Origin of the sequence: Pseudomonas flexibilis, from assembly GCF_000806415.1 — a bacterium.
In the GTDB taxonomy this organism is placed as follows: domain Bacteria; phylum Pseudomonadota; class Gammaproteobacteria; order Pseudomonadales; family Pseudomonadaceae; genus Serpens; species Serpens flexibilis.
Window position 1 is genome coordinate 332,335 of the sequence record NZ_JTAK01000002.1, and the last position, 23,654, is coordinate 355,988.

Genomic DNA, 23,654 nt, shown 5'->3' on the forward strand with positions numbered 1-23,654 from the left:
CAACGTTGTCCTTGTCCACCAGCGCGCCGGTGCGGCGCGCCTGTGGGGTGCGTGGCGGATCGGTGATGCGCGATCAACCCTACGCCACGTCTACCAGCACCACCTCCGTGTCGTTATCCAGCGCCTCGACGCGGATCTGCGCTTCGTCCTTGATGGCCACGCCGTCACCGGCGGCTGCTTCGATGCCGTTGACCTTGAAGCGCCCCTTGGCCGCGACCAGGTAGCCCTTGCGCTCTTCGGCGAAGGCGTAGTCGGTGGCCTGGCCGGCATTCAGCGTCGCGGCGGCCAGGCGGCCGTTGGCGCGGATCGGCAGGGCGTCGGCGTCTCCCAGGCCGCTGGCCAGGGTGACGAAGGCGCCGCTGCGCTCGCCCTTCGGGAACGGGCGGGTGCCCCAGCTCGGCTGGCCGCCACGCTGCTCCGGCATGATCCAGATCTGGAAGATACGCGTGGTGACGCTTTCCAGGTTGTACTCGCTGTGGGTGATGCCGCTGCCGGCGCTCATCACCTGCACATCGCCGGCTTCGGTGCGACCCTTGTTCCCCAGGCTGTCCTGGTGGCTGATCGCGCCTTCACGCACGTAGGTAATGATCTCCATGTCGTGGTGCGGATGCGGCGGGAAACCGCTGTGCGGCGCGATGGTGTCGTCATTCCACACGCGCAGCCGGCCCCAGTGCACCCGCTGCGGGTCGTGGTACTCGGCGAAGGAGAAATGGTGCTTGGCATTCAGCCAGCCGTGGTTGGCGGCGCCGAGACTGGCGAAGGGGCGTACTTCGATCATGGCGATCTCTCCTGAAAGGGGCTTCCGCTGAAGCGATGGTGCCATGATCCTCTCGGCTGGCTCGATTGATAAGCGCAAAAAGTGCCTGATAAGAATCGAATCAATCGATGTTTTGTCGCCTGGTACGGAAGGAGCCGGGGCGTTTCAACCCTAGAACGCCTCCAGCCGGTACACCTCGTAGGCAGGCGTCTCGTAGGGGTGGGCGGCCTTGAGGGCGGCGACGACTGCCTGGATGCGATGCGCCTCGACCACCAGCTCCACCTTCCATTCCTCCAGGCATTCCAGCGCGCCGGTGCTACCAAGATGTGGCTCGCTGCCCGGCAGCGGGCGGAACTGGCCGTGACCGAGCACCTGCCAGCAGCACTGGTCGTAGAGGCCGATACGCCCTGCGCCAGCCTCGAACAGCGCGCTCTTCACGCTTTCCAGGTGGCTGTCGGGGACGAAGAAGCAGAGCTTGAACATGCAGGGTTCCTCCAGATGCAAAAAGGCCATATCCGAGGATATGGCCTTTTCGTGACACGCGCGTGCTGGATCAGCCCACCCACACCCGCGCGTTGCGGAACATGCGCATCCAGCCGGCATCTTCCTGCCAGTCATCCGGACGCCAGCTGTTCTGCACGGCGCGGAACACCCGCTCCGGGTGCGGCATCATGATGGTCACGCGGCCGTCGCGGCTGCACAGACCGGTGATGCCACGCGGAGAGCTGTTCGGGTTGGCCGGATAGGCCTCGGTGACCTTGCCGTGGTTGTCCACGTAGCGCAGCGCCACGGTGCCGGACAGGTCGGCCTGCAGCAGGGCCTCCTCGCTTTCGAACTCCGCGTGTCCTTCGCCGTGGGCGATAGCGATCGGCAGGCGCGAACCGGCCATGCCTTGCAGGAAGATCGACGGCGATTCCTGCACCTGCACCATCGCCACGCGCGCTTCGAACTGCTCGGAGCGGTTGCGCACGAAGTGCGGCCAGTTCTCGGTGCCGGGAATCAGCTCGTGCAGGTTGCTCATCATCTGGCAGCCGTTGCACACGCCCAGGGCGAAGCTGTCCTGGCGCTCGAAGAAGGCGCTGAAGTTGTCGCGGGCGCGGGCGTTGAACAGGATCGACTTGGCCCAGCCCTCGCCAGCGCCCAGCACGTCGCCGTAGGAGAAGCCGCCGCAGGCCACCAGGCCCTTGAAGTCTTCCAGGCTGACGCGGCCGGCGATGATGTCGCTCATATGCACATCGACCACCGCGAAGCCGGCGCGGTGGAAGGCGGCGGCCATTTCGGTCTGGCCGTTGACGCCCTGCTCGCGCAGGATCGCCATGCGCGGGCGCACGCCCTTGGCGATGTAGGGCGCGGCGACATCCTCGTTGACGTCGAAGCTCAGCTTGGCGTGCAGGCCCGGGTTCTGCTCGTCGAGCAGCAGGTCGAACTCCTGATCGGCACACTCGGCGTTGTCGCGCAGGCGCTGGATCTGCCAGCTGGTTTCCGCCCACTGGCGCTGCAGCACGCGGCGCTGTTCGCGGAACACCGGCGCGCCGGCGAAGCTCAGCAGCACGTCGCTGCCCGTCACCGGCTGACCGATCAGATGGACGCAGTCGCCCAACCCGGCGGCGGCGAAGCGCGCCAGCACCTCGGCGCTGTCGGCCTGGCGAACCTGGATCACCGCACCCAGCTCCTCGTTGAACAGGGCGGCGGCCAGCGCCTCGCGGGAAGTGGCCAGCGCGTCCAGTTGAACATCCAGGCCGCAGTGCCCGGCGAAGGCCATTTCCACCAGGGTGGTCAGCAGGCCGCCGTCGGAACGGTCATGGTAGGCCAGCAGGCGGTCGTCCTGGTTCAGGCTCTGCACGGTATCGAAGAACGCCTTGAGGTCGGCGGCGTTGTCCACGTCCGGCGCCTGGCGGCCGATCTGGCCGTACACCTGGGCGAGGATGGAGGCGCCCATGCGGTTCTGGCCACGACCGAGGTCGATCAGCAGCAGCTGGCTGTCGCCCTGGTCCAGGCGCAGCTGCGGGGTCAGGGTCTTGCGGATATCGGCCACCGGGGCGAAGCCGGTGACGATCAGCGACAGCGGCGAGGTGACGCTCTTCTCGGTGTCGCCCTCCTGCCAGCGGGTCTTCATGGACATGGAGTCCTTGCCCACCGGGATGGTGATGCCCAGCGCCGGGCACAGTTCCATGCCGACGGCCTTGACGGTGTCGTACAGGCGCGCGTCCTCGCCCGGGTGGCCGGCGGCGGCCATCCAGTTGGCGGACAGCTTGATGTCGCCCAGCTTGGCGATGCGCGAGGCGGCCAGGTTGGTGAGGGTCTCGCCGATGGCCATGCGGCCGGACGCCGGGGCGTCCAGCAGGGCCAGCGGGGTGCGCTCGCCCATGGCCATGGCTTCGCCGGTGTAGACGTCGAAGCTGGTGGCGGTCACGGCGCAGTCGGCGACCGGCACCTGCCAGGGGCCGACCATCTGGTCGCGGGCCACCAGGCCGGTGATCGAGCGGTCGCCGATGGTGATCAGGAAGCTCTTGCTGGCCACCGCCGGGTGGCGCAGCACGCGGGACACGGCCTCGCCCAGCTCGATGCGTTCGGCGGCGAAGTCATCGCCCAGCGCGGCTTCGCGGCTGGCGCTGCGGTGCATGCGCGGCGGCTTGCCGAGCAGCACGTTGAGCGGCATGTCCACCGGGTTGTTGCCGAAGTGGCTGTCGGCCACGGTCAGCTGGCGCTCCTCGGTAGCCTCGCCGACCACGGCGAACGGGCAGCGCTCGCGCTCGCAGATGGCGGCGAAGCGCTCCAGGTCCTCGGCGTCCACGGACAGCACGTAGCGTTCCTGGGACTCGTTGCACCAGATTTCCAGCGGGCTCATGCCCGGCTCGTCGTTGGGCACGTTGCGCAGCTCGAAGCGGCCGCCGCGCCCGGCGTCGTTGACCAGTTCCGGGAAGGCGTTGGACAGACCGCCGGCGCCGACGTCGTGGATGAACTTGATCGGGTTGCGCTCGCCCAGCTGCCAGCAGCGGTCGATGACCTCCTGGCAGCGGCGTTCCATTTCCGGGTTCTCGCGCTGCACCGAGGCGAAGTCCAGGTCCGCGGCGCTGGCGCCGGTGGCCATGGAGGAGGCCGCGCCGCCGCCCAGGCCGATGAGCATGGCCGGGCCGCCGAGCACGATCAGCTTGCCGCCGACCGAGATGTCCTTCTTCTGGATGTGCTCTTCGCGGATGTTGCCCAGGCCGCCGGCCAGCATGATCGGCTTGTGGTAGCCGCGCACTTCCTCGCCGCGCGGGGTCGCCACGGCCTGTTCGAAGGTGCGGAAATAGCCGGTCAGCGCCGGACGGCCGAACTCGTTGTTGAACGCGGCGCCGCCCAGCGGGCCTTCGATCATGATGTCCAGCGGGGTGACGATGCGCTCGGGCTTGCCGTAGGGCGTTTCCCAGGGCTGCACGAAACCGGGGATGTTCAGGTTGGAGACGGTGAAACCGGTCAGGCCGGCCTTGGGCTTGGAGCCGATGCCGGTGGCGCCTTCGTCGCGGATCTCGCCGCCCGAGCCGGTGGAGGCGCCGGGGAAGGGCGCGATGGCGGTCGGGTGGTTGTGGGTTTCCACCTTCATCAGGATGTGCACCGGCTCGCGGTGCGGCGCGTACTCGCGGCTTTCCGGATCGGGGAAGAAACGCCCGGCCACGTGGCCGACGATCACCGAGGCGTTGTCCTTGTAGGCGGACAGCACGCCCTCACGGTTCATTTCGTAGGTGTTCTTGATCATGCCGAACAGGGACTTTTCCTGGCTTTCGCCGTCGATGTCCCAGCTGGCATTGAAGATCTTGTGGCGGCAGTGCTCGGAGTTCGCCTGGGCGAACATCATCAGCTCGATGTCGTGCGGGTTGCGGCCCAGCTCGGTGAAGCTCTTCACCAGGTAGTCGATCTCGTCCTCGGCCAGGGCCAGGCCCAGGTCGCGGTTGGCCTGCTCCAGAGCGGCGCGACCGCCGCCGAGCACGTCAACGGCGACCAGCGGCTTGGGCTGGGCATGGCTGAACAGCGCGGCGGCGTCCTCGAAGCGTTGCAGCACGGTCTGCGTCATGCGGTCGTGCAGCAGGGCAGTGACCTGCGCGACATCGGCGTCGCTCAGGCTGCCGCTCACGTAATAGGCGATACCACGCTCCAGACGCTGGATCTTGCCCAGGCCGCAGTTGCGAGCGATGTCGCTGGCCTTGCTCGACCAGGGCGACAGGGTGCCGAAGCGCGGCACTGTGAGGAACAGACGTCCGGCGGGTTCCTGCACCGGGACACTCGGACCGTACTTGAGCAGGCGGTCCAGCACGGACTGCTCGTCGCCGGTCAGCTCGCCGGTCACATCGGCGAAGTGGGCAAACTCGGCATACAGGCCGGTGACGGCCGGGACCTTGCTGGTCAGTTGCTCGAGCAGTTTGCCGTGACGGAAGGCGGAAAGGGCGGGAGTGCCGCGCAGGATCAACATCGTCGAAACAGCCTCGGGAGGGGGTGCGTGGAAACGGCGCATTCTACCCTATGAACCGCGCCGTAGGCCAAAGTCACCGCCGGGCGCGGCGGGCAGTTTTCCCGGCGGGTGGATATGCCGATTCCCGGCATTGCGTATAATGCGCCGATGTTTCTGCGAACCGCGTATCTGCGTCGCGCCGGCCGTCTGCTGGCGACCAGCGTCTTCCTGCTGCTTGTGGGGTGTAGCGAGGCCAATCAGCCGTCCACACTCGAGCGAGTCAAGGAGGAGGGCGTACTGCATGTGATCACCCGCAACAGCCCCTCCACCTATTTCCAGGACCGCAACGGCGAGACCGGGTTCGAGTACGAGCTGCTCAAGCGCTTCGCCGACGAGCTGGGTGTCGAGCTGCAGGTCGAGGTGGCCGACAACCTCGCCGACCTGTTTACCCGCCTCAATGAAAGCGACGGTCCGGTACTGGCGGCGCCGGGGCTGACCATCAGCAAGGCGCGCGCCGCCGAGGTGCTGCTGTCGCGTCCGTATCTGCAGGTCGTTCCGCAGGTCATCTATCGGCAGGGGCGCGAACGTCCGAGGCGTACCCGGGAGCTGGCCGGGCGGCAGATCCTGGTGTTGCGTGACAGTCGGCATGCCGAGCTGCTGGCGGAGATGAAAAGCCTGCTGCCGACCCTCAACTATGAGGAGTCGGATGCCGTCGAGGTGGCCGACCTGCTGCGCATGGTGGACGAGGGCGAGACCGACCTGACGGTGGTCGATTCCAACGAGCTGGCCATGAATCAGGTGTACCTGAGCCAGATCCGCGTCGGTTTCGACCTCGGCGAACCGCTCGGCCTGCACTGGGCGGTGGCCGGCGGCGAGGATCGCAGCCTGCTGGAGCTGATCGATCCCTTCCTGGCCAAGGCAGAGGAATCGGGACTGGTGGAGCGTCTGTACGAGCGCTACTACGGCCACCTGGACGTGCTTGGTTTCGTGGGCGCCAACACCTTCGCCAAGCACCTGCAGCAACGCCTGCCGCGCTATGAAGACTACTTCCACAAGGCGGCCGCCGAGTACAAGGTCGACTGGCGCCTGTTGGCGGCCATCGGCTACCAGGAATCCCACTGGCGCCCCAATGCCGTCTCCAAGACCGGCGTGCGCGGCCTGATGATGCTCACCCAGAACACTGCCAAGGCGATGGGCGTGGCCAATCGCCTGGATCCGCGGCAGAGCATCGACGGTGGCGCCAAGTATTTCGCCAAGGTCTATCACGGTCTGCCCGAGAGCATCGTCGAACCGGACCGCACCTGGTTTGCGCTGGCCGCCTACAACGTCGGCGGCGGCCATCTGGAAGACGCCCGCCGGCTGACCCAGGCCGAAGGGCTGAACCCGAACAAGTGGCTGGATGTGAAGAAGATCCTGCCGCGCCTGGCGCAGAAGAAGTGGTATACCAAGACCCGCTACGGCTATGCGCGCGGCGGCGAGCCGGTGCATTACGTGGCCAACGTGCGGCGCTACTACGACATCCTCATCTGGTCGACCCAGCCGCAGCTGGAAGATACCCAGATCGCCGAGAGCGGCCTGCACATCCCGGGCATCAACCGCGCCGAGGCGCCGCCCGAGCCGCCGCTCTAAGGGGCACAGCCCGGACCGTGGGAGGCGAACTTGTTCGCGAGCTTCTGGGTGCGCTGTGCTGGAAAAGCTCGCGGACAAGCCTGCTCCCACAGGAATTTTCTTCGCTACGGCCGAATCTCGATCAGCGTGCCGTCGTCCACCAGCTCCCAGACTTCCTGCATGTCGGCGTTGCTCAGGGCGATGCAGCCGTCCGTCCAGTCCAGGCTGTGGAAGTACCACTCGGGATAGTGCTCGTCGACGGGTGTGCCGTGCAGCATGATCATGCCGCCGGGCTCGACGCCCTCACGGCGCGCGCGGGCCAGGTCGCGGATGTTGGGGTAGGAGATGTGCATGGAGAGGTTGAATTTGTCGCTGGTCTTGCGCCAGTCGATCCAGTAGAAGCCTTCCGGGGTGCGCTTGTCGCCTTCGCGCAGCTTGTGTCCGGCGGGCCGCTTGCCCAGCGATACGCGGTAACTCTTCAGGGTCTCGCCCCGACTGATCAGGTGCAGCCTGCGCTCGGACTTGAGCACCAGCACCTTGTCCACCTGAGGTTCCTTCAGGAAACCGCTGGCGCTGGCGTGGGCCAGCGATGCGCAGCAGAAAAACAGGGCGGCAAGCATCCAGCGCATCGAACAATATCCCCCGACCGATCACGAAGGACCACCGGCAATTACAGGAAGACAGGCAGCCGCTGGCCGCCACCACGTAACGAAGCCGCATTCTAGGGATCGCCCGATGGTCGGGAAAGGCGCTTCCGACCAAGGAACCCCTGGCGTGCCGCAGAGTCGCACCTGCAGGCCCGGCGACCCGCCAGGGGCAGGCTGGGTTGGGCGGGGCCGGGGTCTTGGGCGGCTGACATTCTTCATGCCATGATGCGACCCTGAATGTAGGACGAGAACGATCATGCAGGACGAACTGCTGCGGCGGATCCGCAATTACGCGCCGCGGCCCCTGGAGCGCGAAGACAGGCGTTATCCCGAGGCGGCCGTGCTGGTACCCATCACCCGGCACGAGGAGCCGGAGCTGGTGCTCACCCTGCGTTCCAGCAACCTGTCCACCCATGGCGGCGAGGTGGCCTTTCCCGGCGGGCGCTGCGATCCGGGCGATCCGAGTCTGGCCGATACGGCGCTGCGCGAAGCGGAAGAGGAGGTAGGCCTGCCGCCTGGCCTGGTCGAGGTGATCGGCCCCCTCAGCCCACTGGTGTCGCTGCATGGCATCAAGGTGACCCCGATCGTCGGGCTGGTCCCCGACTTCGTCGAGTACCGGCCCAATGACGCCGAGATCGCCGCGGTGTTCCAGGTGCCGCTGGAGTTCTTCCTCGATTACCCGCCGGAAACCACCCACCGTATCGACTACCGTGGCGTGCCCTGGTACGTGCCGTGCTACCGCTATGGCGACTTCAAGATCTGGGGGTTGACCGCGATCATGGTGGTCGAGCTGGTCAATCTGCTGTACGACGCCGGGATCGACATGCGAGTGGCGCCGGACTCCTTCGTTACCCTGCGCCGCTAGAACAACAACAAGGAGAAAATGCCGTGAAATACCGTCTGGGAGAGCACCGCGTGCAAGCGGACCCGAAAAGCTGGATTGCGCCGAATGCCACCCTGGTGGGCAAGGTGAAGCTGGAAGCGGGCGCCAGCGTCTGGTTCAACTGCGTGCTGCGTGGCGACAACGAGCTGATCCATATCGGCGAGAACAGCAACGTGCAGGATGGCAGCGTGATGCACACCGACATGGGCTACCCGCTGACCCTCGGACGCGGTGTGACCATCGGCCACAAGGCCATGCTGCACGGCTGCACGGTAGGCGACTACAGCCTGATCGGCATCAACGCGGTGATCCTCAATGGCGCGAAGATCGGCAAGCACTGCCTGATTGGCGCCAATACCCTGATCCCCGAAGGCAAGGAAATTCCCGATGGCTGCCTGGTGATGGGCTCGCCCGGCAAGGTAGTGCGCGAGCTGAGCGAACAGCAGAAGAAGATGCTGGAAGCCAGTGCCGCCCACTATGTGCATAACGCCGAGCGCTATGCCCGCGAGCTGCTGGCCGAGGAAGACTGATGAGCGATGAACGCCCCGTACGCTCGCCCTGCGTGGACATCTGCGCGCTGGACGAGCGCGATGTATGCCTGGGCTGCCAGCGCACCGCCCAGGAAATCGGCCGCTGGGGGCGTATGGACAACGCCGAGCGTCGCGCGGTACTGGCGCGCTGCGTGCAGCGCGCACGCGAAAGCGGCCAGTTGAATTGACAACAAGGGCGCCCGATGGCGCCCGCTCCATATATAGGAAACAGCGTGATGCCTCGTATTGGAACGCCCCTCTCGCCCACGGCGACCCGGGTCCTGTTGTGCGGTTCGGGTGAGCTGGGCAAGGAAGTCGTGATCGAACTGCAACGCCTGGGGGTCGAGGTCATTGCGGTGGATCGCTATGCGGATGCGCCGGCCATGCAGGTGGCGCATCGTAGCCACGTGATCAGCATGCTGGACGGCGCTGCGCTGCGTTCGGTGATCGAGCGCGAGCGACCCCATTACATCGTTCCCGAGATCGAGGCCATCGCCACCGCCACCCTGGTCGAGCTTGAGGCCGAGGGCTACACGGTGATCCCCACCGCGCGGGCGGCGCAACTGACCATGAACCGCGAGGGCATTCGCCGCCTGGCGGCCGAGGAGCTGGGCCTGCCCACCTCGCCGTATCACTTTGCCGATACGTTCGAGGCCTACGCGACGGCCGCCGAAGCCCTGGGCTACCCCTGCGTGGTCAAGCCGATCATGAGCTCGTCCGGCAAGGGGCAGAGCGTGCTGAAGAGCGCCGCCGACCTGCAGGCCGCCTGGGACTACGCCCAGGAAGGCGGCCGTGCCGGCAAGGGTCGGGTGATCGTCGAGGGCTTCATCGATTTCGACTACGAGATCACCCTGCTGACCGTGCGGCACGCCGCTGGCACGTCGTTCTGCGAGCCGGTCGGCCATCGCCAGGTGAAGGGTGACTATGTTGAGTCCTGGCAGCCGCAGGTCATGTCGCCAGTGGCGCGCGCCGAGTCGGAGCGCATCGCCCTGCGGGTCACCGAGGCGCTGGGCGGGCGCGGCCTGTTCGGGGTCGAGCTGTTCGTCAAGGGCGACCAGGTGTGGTTCAGCGAGGTGTCGCCGCGTCCCCACGACACCGGGCTGGTGACGCTGATTTCCCAGGATTTGTCGGAGTTTGCCCTGCACGCCCGGGCCATTCTCGGCCTGCCGATTCCGGTCATCCGCCAGTTCGGGCCCTCGGCCTCGGCGGTGCTGCTGGTCGAAGGCCATTCCCGGCAGACCGCCTTCGCCAATCTGGGCGCGGCGCTGGCAGAGCCGGACACCGCGCTGCGGCTGTTTGGCAAGCCGGAAGTTGCCGGGCAGCGGCGCATGGGCGTGGCACTGGCGCGTGACGAATCGATCGACCTGGCGCGCGCCAAGGCGACCCGCGCGGCCCAGACCATCCGCGTGGAGCTGTAGGGTCGATGCGCGGCCTGCTCTGGTGGATGGTCGCCGTACCGCTCTCGCCGGTGATGCTGCCGCTGGCCCTGCATGCGCTGCGCACTACGGTGCGATTGCCGGTCGCGAGAGGGCCGGAGGAAGGCGTTGCCGGTATCGAACGAACCGGCAGGCCGCTGCGTCTGCTGGTGCTGGGGGAATCCACGGCGGTGGGCGTCGGGGTCGATCAGTTGGAAGACGGTCTGGCCGCCCAGCTGGCCCGCTGCCTGTCGGAGCGGTTTGCACGGACGGTGCGATGGAAGACCTGTGGCGAAAGTGGCATTCGTCTGGCTGGAGCGCTGGAGCGCCTGCTGCCCGACGTGCGGGAGGAAGAGCCGGCTGACATCGTTCTGCTGGTGCTGGGCGTCAACGACACCATGGGCCTGTGCGGCAAGCGCCGCTGGCAGGAGGGTCTGGCACGCCTGATCGACGGTTGTGCGGATGAGGGGGCTCGCGTGGTGCTGGCGGGCGTGCCGCCCATCCAGCATTTTCGTGCCTTGCCCTGGTTGCTGCGTCATGTGTTTGGCTGGCGCGCTTCGCTGCTGGACCGCTGGGCGCGCCAGGTGGCCGAGCGTAAGCAGGCGCTTCATCTTCCCGTCCGCCTGCTTTTCGAACCTCGCTTTCTGGCGCGTGACGGTTATCACCCCTCGTCGGCGGGATATCGGCACTGGGCGGAAGGTCTGGCCGATCAGTACCTGGCGGCTCTGGACAGCCAGCAAGCCGAGGGTTCGCGCCCGGAAAACGAAAAGGCCGGCATTCAAGCCGGCCCTCGGGTGCGTCTGTAGCCCTTATACGTGCAGGATGAATTCCCGCACCAGCTTGCTGCCGAAATAGGCCAGCATCAGCAGCAGGAATCCGGCCAGGGTCCAGCGCACGGCGGTATGGCCGCGCCAGCCCAGGCGATGGCGGCCCCACAGCAGGATGCCGAACACCACCCAGGCGATGATCGAGAGCAGGGTCTTGTGGGCCAGGTGCTGGGCGAACAAGTCACCCAGGAACAGCCAGCCACTGAGCAGCGACAGGCTGAGCAGTACCCAGCCGGCCCAGATGAAGCCGATCAGCAGGCTTTCCATGGTCTGCAGCGGGGGAAAGCTGCGTACCGCCAGGCTGGACAGGCGCTTCTGCTTGAGTTGATGGTCCTGCAGCAGCAACAGCAGGGACTGGAACATGGCGATGGTCAGCAGTCCATAAGCCAGGATCGACAGCAGGATGTGGCTGAGGATGCCGGCATTCTCGTTGATGGTGGCGGCGGTTCCGCTGGGGGCGAAGGCGGCCAGCAGGACCGTCAGGAAGCCAAGCGGAAAGAGCAGCAGCAGGAGGTTCTGCACCGGCATGCGCTGGCTGGCCAGCAGGATCAGGGCGATCACCGCCGCGGAAATCAGGCTGGCGGCGCGGAAGAAGTCCAGGGTCAGCCCTGCCGGGCTGAACAGCTGGTTGACCAGGGTGTAGACATGGGCGATCAGGGCCAGCACCCCCAGCAGCGTCAACAGGGTGCGCGCGGGGTTGTTCCGCTGGCCGAGGCGCATGCCCTGGTAGGCAGTGGCGCCGGCGTAAAGACAGGCGGCGGCGAGGCTGGGCAGCAGAGGATGCATAGTCGATTCGAGGGTGATTCGCGAAGGCGCTGAGTGTGGCATAGACCATCGGGCGACGAAAGACTGCCAGCCGTGATGACCGTCAGCACTCTTGATATACTCCGCCGCCTGCCGCAACCGCCCTTTGAAGGACCGCGCATGTTCGAAAACCTTACCGACCGCCTCTCGCATACCCTGCGTACCGTCACTGGCAAGGCCAAGCTGACCGAGGACAACATCAAGGACACCCTGCGCGAGGTGCGCATGGCCCTGCTGGAGGCCGATGTTGCCCTGCCGGTGGTCAAGGATTTCGTCAATCGGGTCAAGGAGCGCGCGGTGGGCACCGAGGTGTCCAAGAGCCTGACGCCTGGCCAGGCCTTCGTGAAGATCGTGCGTGCCGAACTGGAAACGCTGATGGGGGCCGCCAACGAGGACCTGGCGCTCAACGCCGCGCCGCCGGCGGTGGTGTTGATGGCCGGTCTGCAGGGTGCGGGCAAGACCACCACGGTCGGCAAGCTGGCGCGCTTCCTCAAGGAGCGCAAGAAGAAATCGGTGATGGTGGTGTCGGCGGACGTCTACCGCCCCGCGGCCATCAAGCAGCTGGAAACCCTGGCCAATGATATTGGCGTGACCTTCTTCCCCTCCGATATCAGTCAGAAGCCGGTGGCCATCGCCGAGGCGGCGATCCGCGAGGCGAAGCTGAAGTTCATCGATGTGGTGCTGGTGGACACCGCCGGCCGCCTGCACGTCGATGCCGACATGATGGCCGAGATCCAGGCGCTGCATGCCGCCATCAAGCCGGTGGAAACCCTGTTCGTGGTCGACGCCATGACCGGTCAGGACGCGGCCAATACCGCCAAGGCCTTCGGTGACGCGCTGCCGCTCACCGGCGTGGTGCTCACCAAGGTGGATGGCGATGCCCGTGGCGGTGCCGCGCTGTCCGTGCGCCACATTACCGGCAAGCCGATCAAGTTCCTCGGCATGGGCGAGAAGAGCGATGCGCTCGAGCCGTTCCACCCGGACCGCGTCGCCTCGCGCATCCTCGGCATGGGTGACGTACTCAGCCTGATCGAGCAGGCCGAGCAGACCATGGATCGCGAGAAGGCCGAGAAGCTCACCAAGAAGCTCAAGAAGGGCAAGGGCTTCGACCTGGAAGATTTCCGCGACCAGCTGCAGCAGATGAAGAACATGGGCGGCTTGGGCGGCCTGATGGACAAGCTGCCGTCCATGGGCGGCATCAACCTGGCGCAGATGGGTAACGCCCAGGGCGCGGCAGAGAAGCAGTTCAAGCAGATGGAGGCGATCATCAACTCCATGACCCCGGCCGAGCGCCGGGATCCGGACATCATCAGCGGCTCGCGCAAGCGTCGCATTGCCCTGGGTTCCGGCACCCAGGTGCAGGACATTGGTCGCCTGATCAAGCAGCACAAGCAGATGCAGAAAATGATGAAGAAGTTCACCGCCAAGGGGGGCATGTCCAAGCTGATGCGTGGCATGGGCGGCATGTTCCCCGGCGGCGGAATGCCGAAGTTCTGATGATTCGCTTGGCGGATCATCGACCGGGCGCCAGCGCCCGCAACGGCCACAGGCCCTGGCGAGGCGTATCGCGCTTCGCCGGGGCTGCGGCCATTCCCGCAAAAGCCATTTGCAATCGCCGGGATATTCCTTAAAATACGCGGCCTTTCGGGCCGTGCGCCCGCGTTGCATCTGGTTTTGCAGCACCGACTACAGGAACGAAGTTCACATGGTAACCATCCGTCTCGCCCGTGGCGGCGCCAAGAAGCGCCCCTTCTACCACCTGATCGTGACCAACAGCCGCAATCCTCGCGATGGCCGCTTCGTTGAGCGCATCGGCTTCTTCAACCCGGTTGCCGCCGGCGCTGAAGTCAAGCTGTCCGTCAACCAGGAACGCGCCAACTACTGGCTGTCCCAGGGTGCCCAGCCGTCCGAGCGCGTTGCTCAGCTGCTGAAGGAAGCTGCTCAGGCTGCCGCCTAAGCGCAACCGCTATGAATACGACGCCGGCCCCGGCCGAAGACCTGATCGTCATCGGCAAGATCGTTTCGGTGCATGGTGTGCGAGGTGAGGTGAAGGTCTATTCCTTTACCGATCCGATCGACAACCTGCTGGACTACCGCCACTGGACGCTTCGGCGAGGGGGTGAGGTGCGGCAGGCAGAGCTGGTGACGGGCCGCCTGCATGGCAAGGTCCTGGTGGCCAAGCTGAAAGGGCTGGATGATCGCGAAGAGGCACGCTTGCTCGCCGAATTCGAGATCTGCATCCCGCGCAGCCAGCTGCCACAGCTGACCGACGGCGAGTACTACTGGTACCAGCTCGAAGGTCTGAAGGTGATCAATCAGGACGGGCAACTGCTCGGCAAGATCGACCACCTGCTGGAAACCGGTTCGAATGATGTGATGGTGGTCAAGCCCTGTGCGGGCAGCCTGGATGATCGCGAACGCCTGTTGCCCTACACGGAGCAGTGCGTACTCGAGATCGACATGGCCGCCGGCGAAATGCAGGTGGACTGGGACGCGGACTTCTGACCATGCGGGTCGATGTCATCACGCTGTTCCCGGAAATGTTTGCCGCCATCAGTGAGTACGGCATTACCAGTCGTGCGGTCCGGCAGGGGTTGTTGAACCTCAATTGCTGGAATCCGCGGACCTACACCGAGGATCGTCACCAGACCGTGGATGACCGACCCTTCGGCGGCGGTCCTGGCATGGTGATGAAGATTCAACCCCTGGAACGGGCGCTGTCCGCAGCGCGTGAAGCCGCCGGGGATCGGGCGAAGGTGATCTACCTCTCGCCGCAGGGTCGCCCGCTCAAGCAGGCAGCCGTGCGCGAGCTGGCGAACGAAGAGTCTCTGATTCTCATCGCCGGGCGCTACGAAGGCATCGACGAACGCTTCATTGAGGCGCATGTCGATGAGGAATGGTCGATTGGCGACTATGTACTGTCCGGTGGCGAGCTGCCGGCGATGGTGCTGATCGATGCAGTGACGCGGTTGCTGCCGGGGGCCCTGGGCCACGCAGATTCCGCCGAGGAGGACTCGTTCACCGACGGCCTGCTCGACTGCCCGCATTACACGCGACCGGAGGTATATGCGGACCAACGTGTTCCGGAGGTGCTGCTCAGCGGCAACCACGAACACATCCGGCGCTGGCGCTTGCAGCAAGCCCTCGGGCGAACCTGGGAACGCCGTGCCGATCTTCTGGATTGCCGCTCGCTTTCTGGAGAAGAGAAAAAGCTGCTGGACGAGTACATACGCCAGCGGAACGATAGATAACGTATCGATGGCAAACCGAGACGGTTTGTCTTAGGAGCACAGCATGACCAACAAGATCATTCAGCAGATCGAAGCTGAACAGATGAACAAAGAGATCCCGGCGTTCGCCCCTGGCGACACCGTGATCGTGCAAGTGAAGGTGAAGGAAGGCGACCGTTCCCGCCTGCAGGCCTACGAAGGCGTGGTGATCGGCAAGCGTAACCGCGGCCTGAACAGCGCCTTCACCGTGCGCAAGATCTCCAACGGCGTGGGTGTCGAGCGTACCTTCCAGACCTACTCCCCGATCGTTGACAGCATCACTGTCAAGCGTCGCGGTGACGTGCGCAAGGCCAAGCTGTACTACCTGCGCGACCTGTCCGGCAAGGCAGCGCGCATCAAGGAAAAGCTGGTCTAACCGACCCGCCTTTTCACAAAAAAAAGCAGCCTACGGGCTGCTTTTTTCATTTGGGCGTCATGCCCACCCTTACGTGCAAGATAGAGCAAGCAGTCATGAGCACCCGCGAAGAAGAAATCCAGCGCCGTATCGAGCTGTCGACCACCTGCATCAGCAAGGCGGTGTTCCCGCCGACCACCAACCACCACGGCACCCTGTTCGGCGGCACGGCGCTGGCCTGGCTGGATGAGGTGTCGTTCATCACCGCCACGCGCTTCTGCCGCAAGCCGCTGGTGACGGTTTCCTCCGATCGCATCGACTTCAAGCATCCGATTCCGGCCGGTTCGATCGTCGAGCTGGTAGGGCGCATCATCAAGGTGGGCAACACCAGCCTGAAGGTGCAGGTGGATATCTACGTGGAAAGCATGTACGCAGATGGGCGCGAACACGCCATCACAGGCGTGTTCAGCTTCGTGGCGGTGGGTGACGACAATCGACCGGTGCCGGTGCTGCCGGTCGAGAGAGCCTGATAGCGTGGGAGCGAATTCATTCGCGTGCCTTTCGCCGCCTCGGGTATGAATTCGCTCCCACAGGGCTGATCAGCCTTCCTGTTCGGCCTTGAGGCTCTCGTAGGCCGGCGCGGCGTAGATGCCCACCTCCACAGCCAGGTCCAGGACGCGCCGCAGGTCGCTGGCATACACCAGCACGGCCTGCAGCTCGTCATCCAGCGGCTCGCTGAAGTCGACCAGGACGTAGCCGCCCTTTTCCGGATACAGCGCGCCGAGCTGCACCTGGATGCGCTTGAGTGCTGTCAGGGCGTCGGCCTTGGCCAACTGCTTGGCCTGCAGCACGAACGTCACCTCTGGGCCAAAGGAATCGCGGATCTGCTGGAACAGTTCCTGATAAGTGTCGGCCTGGAACAGCACGGTGTCCGGCAGGCTGCCAGCCACCACCCACTCGCCCAGCGGGATGGGGAAGCTCTCGTCGTAATTGATGTCCGGGTTGGCGGCCAGGAACCCCTCGGGGTCGGCATAGGCCTGCGCGGCCTCGTCGGCAATGCGCAGCACGTCCTCTTCGGCGAGGCAGCCGGAAGCGATCAGGCGGATCAGCTCGGCAAGCGAATCTTTCATGGCGGTTATCGGCATGTGAAAAAAGGGCGGCAAGGATAAACCCAAAGCCGTGTTCAGTCCCGCTTCGTGGCGACGAAGCGCGTCGGCTCGCTGCCGTCCGCGTTGAGCTGCAGCACTTCCCGGGGGCGGCCCCGATCATCAAGCAGTACCTGCCCGATGCCCGCACCGTTCCACAGGCGCTCGCCGCGCTGGCTGCGGCTCGGAATGCGCGGGGTGATCGCCAGGTGGCGCCGCTTGGTGAGCAGGTTGAGCGGTGAGCGAGGCGCGTAGAGCCAGCGGTTCAGGCGGTCGAACCAGTCGAGCAGGCGGCGCGGGAATTCGTTCTTGATGCCGCTACTGGTGATCTGCCAGATCCGTGGTCCGCGTGCACGGCGCACCGCCACGTCGTACATGAACGAGTAGTGCACATCGCCGGAAAGGATCACGTAGTTGCCCGGGGTGCGGGAGTGGCAAAAGATGTTGAGCAGGGTATGCGAGGCGCCGGGGTGGGCCATCCAGTTCTCGGCATCCACCAGCAGTGGGTGGCCGAACCAGGTGAAGATGCGCTGGATCACCTCGATGAGCTTCACGCCGAACACCGGGGTGGCCGAGACGATCACCGCGCTACGGTGATCCAGCAACTGTTGCTGGAAGTCGCTCAGGGCTTCCCAGTCCATCAGGCCCGATGGTCGGCTTGGGTGACGCTCGCTGCGCCAGCGCTGGGTACGGGTATCGAGCACGATCAGCGCCGGCTCGCCCGGCACGACATAGCCCCAGCGATTGAAATGGAACAGCGCGGTCAGGTAGTCATCATGGGCCTTGCCGGGCAGCTTGCCCTGGGGATCCACACTGGCCAGCAGGCGGGCCGCGCCTTCCAATGGTTCGGCGCAGGCGTCCGGGTCGTTGCCCCAGCCCTGCCCGAGCAGGTAGCCGAGCAGGGCGTTGCCGATGATGCGGCGCGAGAAGGGGTGGCCATAGGCGCTGGTTTCCCAGCTGGCCGACAGGTTCCAGTCATCGGAGACGTCATGGTCGTCGAAGATCATCAGGGTCGGCAGGTGCGCCAGGCTGCGCGCGATCTGTGGCAAGCCGTCGATGAAGTGACCCAGTCGTCCGCGCTCCTGCTCGTAACGCGTGGCGTCCGCCGGCGCCAGGGCGGGTGCCTGCAGGTCGATCAGAGACCACGGAGTCGGTGACCAGACCAGCAGGTACATGGCCAGCATCTCGGCGAGGCTGATCAGGTGGTTGTGCGCATTGGCGCTGGTGAAGATGGGCTTCTCCACACCGCCAAAGAACCGCTCGCGCAGCGGTTCGTTGCGGCGAAAGGCCGGCAGCAGCGCTTCGCGCCGGTAGAAGGTATCCGGGTGGCGGTACAACTGGTCGGTATCGCTGACCACCGCGCCGTCCAGGTATTCGCCGAACAGGCCCAGGCGCTCGATCAGCCGATGGATGGCCGCCAGGGTCGGTCCGGCCACGTCATCGGCATAGACCTGGTCGCCGCTCATCAGCAGCAGGCTGGGGCGGGCTTGTGGTTCCGTGGTCCGGGCCAGCAGGGCGTCGACCTGCAGCAGGCCGTCCGGGCAGGCGGAATGCGGTTTGCGGCATGAGCCGTGCAGGAGATTGTCCAGTCGCTCGCGCAGGACGAAATTCGGACGCTCTTCTCCGGGATAGAGCAGATGCGGCGCCCATTGGGCGATGCCCTGGCCGTCGACGGTCAGGTCGTAGCGAATCAGGCGGTCCGGCGGCAGGGGCTCGGGCAGCGCGATGTCCAGCAGGTGCAGCACCGCGTGTTGGCCGAAGCGCAGGCGGCGGCAGCTCTCGCTCAGGGGAAGCGTGCGCACTGTGTCGCCGGCGTCGAGGTGCAGGGTCAGGTTCAGCTCCCGGCTGCCGACCAGCCAGATCAGCAGGCGATCGGGCGTGCAGCGTCGCAGCACGGGGCCGGCGAGGACGGAGGGAAGAGGGGGCGCTAGGGTGTCGGACATCGTTCGATTACAGCGGAGTGCAGCAGGCGCTGCAGGAAACAGGGTGCAGGGCGCCTTGGATAGCCGGCTGCGCATGATGCGCGGGATGAATCGGGCAGGGAAGTCTGGCGGTAAGGTTTGAAATTTTCGGGCACAATATCGTCACATTTATTACATGAACACCAGCCAAGAGGACCGACAGTGCATAACGTCGTGATCAGCGGTACCGGCTTGTATACCCCGTCCCAGAGCATCAGCAATGATGAGCTGGTGGCTGCCTTCAATGCCTACGTCCAGCAGTTCAATGCCGAGAACGCCGACGCCATCGCGCGTGGCGATGTCCAGCCGCTGAGCGAGTCCAGCGCCGCTTTCATCGAGAAGGCCTCGGGCATCAAGAGCCGGTACGTGACCGACAAGGCCGGGATTCTCGATCCGCAGCGCATGACCCCGCGCATCCCGGAGCGCTCCGACGACGAGTGGAGCATTCTCTGCGAGATGTCGGTGGCTGCGGCCCGCGAGGCGCTGGCGCGTGCCGGTCGCACCGCCGCCGACATCGACGCGGTGATCGTCGCCTGTTCCAACCTGCAGCGTCCGTATCCGGCCATTGCCATCGAGGTTCAAGCCGCGCTGGGCATCCAGGGTTTCGGTTATGACATGAACGTGGCCTGTTCCTCCGCCACCTTCGGTCTGCAGGCCGCGGCCAACGCCGTGCAGCTCGGCCAGGCCCGGGCCGTGCTGATGGTCAACCCGGAAATCTGCACCGGTCACCTGAACTTCCGCGACCGCGACAGCCACTTCATCTTCGGCGATGCCGCCACGGCGGTGATTGTCGAGCGCGCCGACCAAGCCGCCTCGCCGCACCAGTGGGAGATCGTCGGGACCAAGTTGGTCACCCAGTTCTCCAACAACATCCGCAACAACTTCGGCTTCCTGAACCGCTGCGCCGAGGAAGGCGTCGGGGCGCGCGACAAGCTGTTCGTCCAGGAAGGGCGCAAGGTGTTCAAGGAAGTCTGCCCGATGGTGGCGGAGCTGATCGCAGCGCACCTGCAGGACGTCGGCGTACCGGTGACCGAGGTGAAGCGCTTCTGGCTGCACCAGGCCAACCTGAACATGAACCAGCTGATTGCCCGTCGACTGCTGGGGCGCGACGCCGAAGCCCATGAGGCGCCGGTGATCCTGGACACCTATGCCAACACCAGTTCGGCAGGTTCGGTGATCGCCTTCCACAAGCACCAGGACGATCTGCCTGCCGGCTCGGTGGGTGTGCTGAGCTCCTTCGGCGCGGGCTATTCCATTGGCAGCGTGGTGCTGCGCAAGCGCTGATACATCCCTGCTGGAAAGCATCGGGGCTGAAGCCCCTCCTGCGGACATGCGGATCACCGCTTTGGCAGGAGGGGCTTCAGCCCCGAGCTTTTTTGGGCGCCAGCTTTCGAAGGCGGAACATGGGTTTTGCCTGACGCAACGGCGATGCCTCGGTTGGCGGCCAGAAAAGCGCTGGCCGACGGAACTTTTTTGGTTTTTCTCCGTCGCCACCCCGCAAGTTGGACGGCTTCTTGCTATCACTCCTGCGCGTTTGTGATGCGCGTCAAAAAATTGTTTCAGCGAGTGGGAGAAGCGGGTGGATCGCACGCGGTTGACGAACTTGCGCGGCAACCTGGCCAGTCTGAGCCGGGGCAATCTGGGCGTGCCGCTGCTGGTGCTGGTGTTGCTGGGCATGATGACCCTGCCGATGCCGCCTTTCCTGCTCGACGTGTTCTTCACGTTCAACATCGCCCTGTCCATCGTCGTCCTGCTGGTCAGCGTCTATGCGCTGCGGCCGCTCGACTTCGCCGTGTTCCCGACCATCCTGCTGGTTTCCACGCTGCTGCGGCTGTCGCTGAACGTTGCCTCCACCCGCGTGGTGCTGCTGCATGGCCAGGAGGGTGAAGGCGCGGCCGGCAAGGTGATCCAGGCGTTCGGCGATGTGGTGGTCGGTGGCAACTACGTGGTCGGTGCGGTGGTGTTCGCCATCCTGGTGATCATCAACTTCGTGGTGATCACCAAGGGCGCTGGGCGCATCTCCGAAGTGAGCGCGCGCTTCACCCTGGATGCCCTGCCCGGCAAGCAGATGGCGATCGACGCCGACCTCAATGCCGGCCTGATCGATCAGGCCGAGGCCAAGAAGCGCCGCGCCGAGGTGGCGCAGGAAGCCGATTTCTACGGCTCCATGGACGGCGCCAGCAAATTCGTGCGTGGTGACGCCGTCGCCGGCCTGCTGATCATGTTCGTCACCCTGCTCGGCGGCATGGCCATCGGTACCCTGCAGTACGACCTCTCGGCGGGCGAGGCGGCGCGCATCTATTCCCTGCTGACCATCGGCGACGGCCTGGTGGCGCAGATTCCCTCGCTGCTGCTGTCCACCGCGGCGGCCATCATGGTGACCCGCGTCTCCACCTCCGAGGACATGGGTCAGCAGGTCAATCGGCAGATGTTCTCCTCGCCCAAGGCACTGGCGGTGGCGGCTGGCCTGCTGATCGTCATCGGCCTGGTGCCGGGCATGCCGCACACGCCCTTTGTCGGCCTGGGCCTGGTGGCGGCCGGCCTTGCCTGGCTGATCTGGCGCAAGGCGAACGGCAAGGCGCGCGCCGAGGCCGATGCGGCGCCGGCGCTGCCCGCCGACCAGTTGCCGGCCCTGCAGGAGCCGGAAAGCAAGGAACTCGGCTGGGAAGACGTCAATCCGGTCGATCTGGTGGGCCTGGAGGTCGGCTACCGGCTGATCCCGCTGGTCGACCGCAACCAGGGCGGCCAGTTGTTGGCGCGCATCAAGGGCGTACGCAAGAAGCTCTCCCAGGACCTGGGTTTCCTGATTCCGCCGGTACACATCCGCGACAACCTCGATCTGCTGCCCAACGCCTACCGCCTGACCCTGATGGGTGTCAGCGTGGCGGAGGCCGAGCTGTACCCGGATCGCGAGATGGCCATCAATCCGGGCCAGGTGTTCGGCACCCTGAACGGCATCGCCGGCCGCGATCCGGCGTTCGGCCTGGAGGCGGTGTGGATCGAGGGCTCGGCCCGCGAGCAGGCGCAGACCCTGGGCTACACGGTGGTGGACGCCAGTACCGTGGTCGCCACGCACCTCAACCAGGTGCTCTACAAGCACGCCCACGAACTGATCGGTCACGAAGAGGTCCAGCAGCTGCTGCAGGTGCTGGCCAAGAGCTCGCCCAAGCTGGCCGAGGAACTGGTGCCGGGCATGGTCTCGCTGTCCACCTTGCTCAAGGTGCTGCAGGCGCTGCTGCAAGAGCAGGTCTCGGTGCGGGACATCCGCAGCATCGCCGAGGCCATCGCCAGTGTGCCGGGCAAGAGTCAAGATCCCGGCGCGCTGGTGGCAGTGGTCCGCGTGGCGCTGAGCCGCGCCATCGTGCAGGGCATTGTGGGGCTAGAGCCGGAGCTTCCGGTGATCACGCTGGACCCGCGGCTGGAACAAATATTGCTTGGCAGCGTTCAGAAGGCCGGCCAGGGCGCCGATGAAGGTTTCCTCCTCGAACCCGGCATGGCGGAGAAGCTGCAGCGCTCCCTGGTGGAGACCGCGCAGCGTCAGGAAGCCCTCGGCAAGCCGGTGGTACTGCTGGTTGCCGGGCCGATCCGCGCCATGCTCTCCCGCTTTGCACGTCTGGCTGTACCCAGCCTGCATGTGCTGTCCTACCAGGAAGTGCCGGACAACAAGCAGGTCACCATCGTCGCCACCGTAGGCCAGAACTAACCGAGGTATTCCGACCATGCAGGTCAAACGCTTCTTCGCCGCCGACATGCGCCAGGCCATGAAGCTGGTGCGTGACGAACTGGGCGCCGATGCCGCGATCATCGGCAATCGTCGTCTGGCCGGTGGTGTCGAGCTGGTCGCGGCGCTGAACTATCAGCTGCCCAATGAACTGGTGCGCGAGCCCAACCTGCAGCTGGAAGCCGAGCTGCGCAAGACCCAGGAAATGATTGCCTCCGCCCAGGTGGAGATGGCCATCCGCAGCGAAAGCGAGCAGACCCAGCCGGCACCGGTCGCGCCGGTCGCCCCGCCGGGGCCGCGTCGCGATCCGGAGAGCACCGAAGGCATGCTGGATGCGGTGCGCAGTGAGCTGACCGGTCTGCGCGAGCTGATCGAGATGCAGCTGGGCACCATGGTCTGGGGCAACATCCAGGAAAATCGGCCGCTGATCGCCAACCTCTGGCGGCGCATGCAGCGCATCGGCCTGCCGGTGGATGTGTCCAAGAAGCTGATGGACGAGGTCAGTGACGAGACAGACTCGCGTCGCGCCTGGCGCATCGTGCTTGCCCATCTGGCGCGCAGCCTGATCGTGCCCGAGCGCGAGCCGCTGGAAGAGGGCGGCGTGATTGCCCTGGTCGGCCCGGCCGGCATGGGCAAGACCACCACGCTGGCCAAGATGGCGGCGCGCTACGTGCTCAAGCACGGCGCCAAGAATATCGCTCTGGTGAGCATGGACGGCTACCGCATCGGCGCCCAGGAACAGCTCAAGACCCTTGGCAAGATACTTAACGTGCCGGTCACCCAGGTGGAGCCCGGCGAATCGTTGATCGAGGCCCTGGAGCCGCTGAGGAAGAAGCGTCTGGTGCTGATCGACACCGCCGGCCTACCGACCGCCGATCCGGCCCTGCGCCAGCAGCTCGACGCGCTGGCCGCCGCTGATCTGAACGCCCGCAATTATCTGGTGCTGGCGGCCACCAGCCAGGAACAGGTGTTGCGTGCCACCTATCAGAGTTACAAGCGCTGCGGCCTGGCTGGCTGCGTGATCACCAAGCTTGACGAAGCACTGAGCCTGGGCGAGATCCTCGGCGTGCTGGTCAGCGAGAAGCTGCCCCTGGCCTACCTGGCCGACGGGCCGCGCATTCCCGACGATCTGCATACGCCGCGCAGCCACCAGCTGGTGAGCCGTGCCGTGCGCATGCAGATGTCCGAAGATCCCAGCGAGGATCTGATGGCCGACATGTTCGCCGGCCTATACAACAACACCACGGCGCGTCGCGTCGGATAAGAATCAGGGGAAGCGGCTGGCTAGCCAGACCCTTCGCGC

The 23,654-nt window shown here is 65.5% G+C and carries 22 protein-coding genes; 15 read left to right on the plus strand and 7 right to left on the minus strand.

All coding sequences use genetic code 11. From position 1 onward, the window contains the following. Positions 1-79: 79 nt before the first annotated feature. From PT85_RS05335 to purL, 3 genes are all read right to left on the minus strand, one after another. A complete protein-coding gene (locus tag PT85_RS05335) occupies positions 80-778 on the minus strand; it encodes a pirin family protein (protein WP_039606135.1) in 699 nt (232 codons plus the stop codon). A 150-nt stretch (positions 779-928) separates the two neighbouring features. Next, positions 929-1,240 carry an NGG1p interacting factor 3 protein, NIF3 gene (locus PT85_RS05340; protein ID WP_027590689.1) on the minus strand — a complete coding sequence of 104 codons (312 nt, stop codon included), beginning with the start codon at positions 1,238-1,240 and terminating at the stop codon, positions 929-931. Positions 1,241-1,310: 70 nt separating this feature from the next. Next, positions 1,311-5,207 (minus strand): phosphoribosylformylglycinamidine synthase, encoded by a 3,897-nt coding sequence (gene purL / locus PT85_RS05345; RefSeq protein ID WP_039606136.1) that lies wholly within the window; start codon positions 5,205-5,207, stop codon positions 1,311-1,313. Positions 5,208-5,354: 147 nt separating this feature from the next. Between purL and mltF the strand changes: the two genes are divergently transcribed. After that, positions 5,355-6,815, plus strand: a complete 1,461-nt coding sequence (gene mltF, locus PT85_RS05350) for a membrane-bound lytic murein transglycosylase MltF (RefSeq protein WP_027590691.1) — start codon at positions 5,355-5,357, stop codon at positions 6,813-6,815. A gap of 104 nt (positions 6,816-6,919) precedes the next feature. Here mltF and PT85_RS05355 read toward each other — a convergent pair whose 3' ends face one another. After that, the gene (locus tag PT85_RS05355; RefSeq protein ID WP_027590692.1) at positions 6,920-7,423 is read right to left on the minus strand and encodes a L,D-transpeptidase family protein; all 504 of its coding nucleotides are present in this window, start codon (positions 7,421-7,423) and stop codon (positions 6,920-6,922) included. 274 nt (positions 7,424-7,697) lie between these two features. Between PT85_RS05355 and PT85_RS05360 the strand changes: the two genes are divergently transcribed. Genes PT85_RS05360 through PT85_RS05380 form a run of 5 tightly spaced genes read left to right on the plus strand, consistent with a single transcriptional unit; the run spans position 7,698 to position 11,075 of the window. Continuing rightward, positions 7,698-8,306: a CoA pyrophosphatase gene (locus tag PT85_RS05360; RefSeq protein ID WP_027590693.1), complete on the plus strand. Its 609-nt coding sequence runs from the start codon at positions 7,698-7,700 to the stop codon at positions 8,304-8,306. A gap of 23 nt (positions 8,307-8,329) precedes the next feature. Continuing rightward, positions 8,330-8,854, plus strand: a complete 525-nt coding sequence (locus PT85_RS05365) for a gamma carbonic anhydrase family protein (protein ID WP_027590694.1) — start codon at positions 8,330-8,332, stop codon at positions 8,852-8,854. Then, on the plus strand, positions 8,851-9,042 hold the full coding sequence (locus PT85_RS05370) for a DUF1289 domain-containing protein (RefSeq protein WP_027590695.1): 192 nt from the start codon (positions 8,851-8,853) through the stop codon (positions 9,040-9,042). Before PT85_RS05365 ends, PT85_RS05370 begins: the two co-directional genes overlap by 4 nt. A 48-nt stretch (positions 9,043-9,090) precedes the next feature. Further along, on the plus strand, positions 9,091-10,272 hold the full coding sequence (gene purT, locus PT85_RS05375) for a formate-dependent phosphoribosylglycinamide formyltransferase (protein ID WP_027590696.1): 1,182 nt from the start codon (positions 9,091-9,093) through the stop codon (positions 10,270-10,272). Between the two features lie 5 nt (positions 10,273-10,277). Beyond that, a complete protein-coding gene (locus PT85_RS05380) occupies positions 10,278-11,075 on the plus strand; it encodes an SGNH/GDSL hydrolase family protein (protein ID WP_052199746.1) in 798 nt (265 codons plus the stop codon). 3 nt (positions 11,076-11,078) lie between these two features. Here PT85_RS05380 and PT85_RS05385 read toward each other — a convergent pair whose 3' ends face one another. After that, on the minus strand, positions 11,079-11,882 hold the full coding sequence (locus tag PT85_RS05385) for a cytochrome C assembly family protein (RefSeq protein WP_027590697.1): 804 nt from the start codon (positions 11,880-11,882) through the stop codon (positions 11,079-11,081). Positions 11,883-12,020: 138 nt separating this feature from the next. On the opposite strand from PT85_RS05385, the gene ffh reads away from it, so the two are divergent. From ffh to PT85_RS05415, 6 genes are all read left to right on the plus strand, one after another. Next, on the plus strand, positions 12,021-13,397 hold the full coding sequence (gene ffh, locus PT85_RS05390; RefSeq protein ID WP_027590698.1) for a signal recognition particle protein: 1,377 nt from the start codon (positions 12,021-12,023) through the stop codon (positions 13,395-13,397). A 208-nt stretch (positions 13,398-13,605) separates the two neighbouring features. Beyond that, positions 13,606-13,857, plus strand: coding sequence for a 30S ribosomal protein S16 (rpsP, locus tag PT85_RS05395; protein WP_027590699.1), 252 nt, complete (start codon positions 13,606-13,608; stop codon positions 13,855-13,857). Between the two features lie 11 nt (positions 13,858-13,868). After that, complete coding sequence (gene rimM, locus PT85_RS05400; RefSeq protein ID WP_027590700.1) at positions 13,869-14,405, plus strand: ribosome maturation factor RimM; 537 nt, start codon at positions 13,869-13,871, stop codon at positions 14,403-14,405. Between the two features lie 2 nt (positions 14,406-14,407). After that, a complete protein-coding gene (trmD, locus tag PT85_RS05405) occupies positions 14,408-15,151 on the plus strand; it encodes a tRNA (guanosine(37)-N1)-methyltransferase TrmD (RefSeq protein ID WP_027590701.1) in 744 nt (247 codons plus the stop codon). A gap of 43 nt (positions 15,152-15,194) precedes the next feature. After that, entirely contained in the window at positions 15,195-15,545 is a 351-nt protein-coding gene (gene rplS / locus PT85_RS05410; protein ID WP_027590702.1) for a 50S ribosomal protein L19, read from the plus strand. A gap of 95 nt (positions 15,546-15,640) precedes the next feature. Beyond that, positions 15,641-16,054 carry an acyl-CoA thioesterase gene (locus tag PT85_RS05415; RefSeq protein WP_027590703.1) on the plus strand — a complete coding sequence of 138 codons (414 nt, stop codon included), beginning with the start codon at positions 15,641-15,643 and terminating at the stop codon, positions 16,052-16,054. A gap of 69 nt (positions 16,055-16,123) precedes the next feature. Here the strand turns inward: PT85_RS05415 and PT85_RS05420 are convergent, their stop codons facing one another. Both PT85_RS05420 and PT85_RS05425 read right to left on the minus strand, forming a co-directional pair. Next, on the minus strand, positions 16,124-16,654 hold the full coding sequence (locus PT85_RS05420) for a hypothetical protein (protein ID WP_027590704.1): 531 nt from the start codon (positions 16,652-16,654) through the stop codon (positions 16,124-16,126). Between the two features lie 53 nt (positions 16,655-16,707). Further along, complete coding sequence (locus PT85_RS05425) at positions 16,708-18,612, minus strand: metallophosphoesterase family protein (protein WP_039560461.1); 1,905 nt, start codon at positions 18,610-18,612, stop codon at positions 16,708-16,710. A 180-nt stretch (positions 18,613-18,792) separates the two neighbouring features. Here PT85_RS05425 and PT85_RS05430 point away from each other — a divergent pair, with 180 nt between their 5' ends. From PT85_RS05430 to flhF, 3 genes are all read left to right on the plus strand, one after another. After that, positions 18,793-19,914 carry a beta-ketoacyl-ACP synthase III gene (locus PT85_RS05430; protein ID WP_027590706.1) on the plus strand — a complete coding sequence of 374 codons (1,122 nt, stop codon included), beginning with the start codon at positions 18,793-18,795 and terminating at the stop codon, positions 19,912-19,914. Between the two features lie 295 nt (positions 19,915-20,209). After that, positions 20,210-22,333 carry a flagellar biosynthesis protein FlhA gene (gene flhA / locus PT85_RS05435; RefSeq protein ID WP_027590707.1) on the plus strand — a complete coding sequence of 708 codons (2,124 nt, stop codon included), beginning with the start codon at positions 20,210-20,212 and terminating at the stop codon, positions 22,331-22,333. Positions 22,334-22,349: 16 nt separating this feature from the next. Further along, positions 22,350-23,615, plus strand: a complete 1,266-nt coding sequence (flhF, locus tag PT85_RS05440) for a flagellar biosynthesis protein FlhF (protein ID WP_039606137.1) — start codon at positions 22,350-22,352, stop codon at positions 23,613-23,615. Positions 23,616-23,654: the final 39 nt, after the last annotated feature.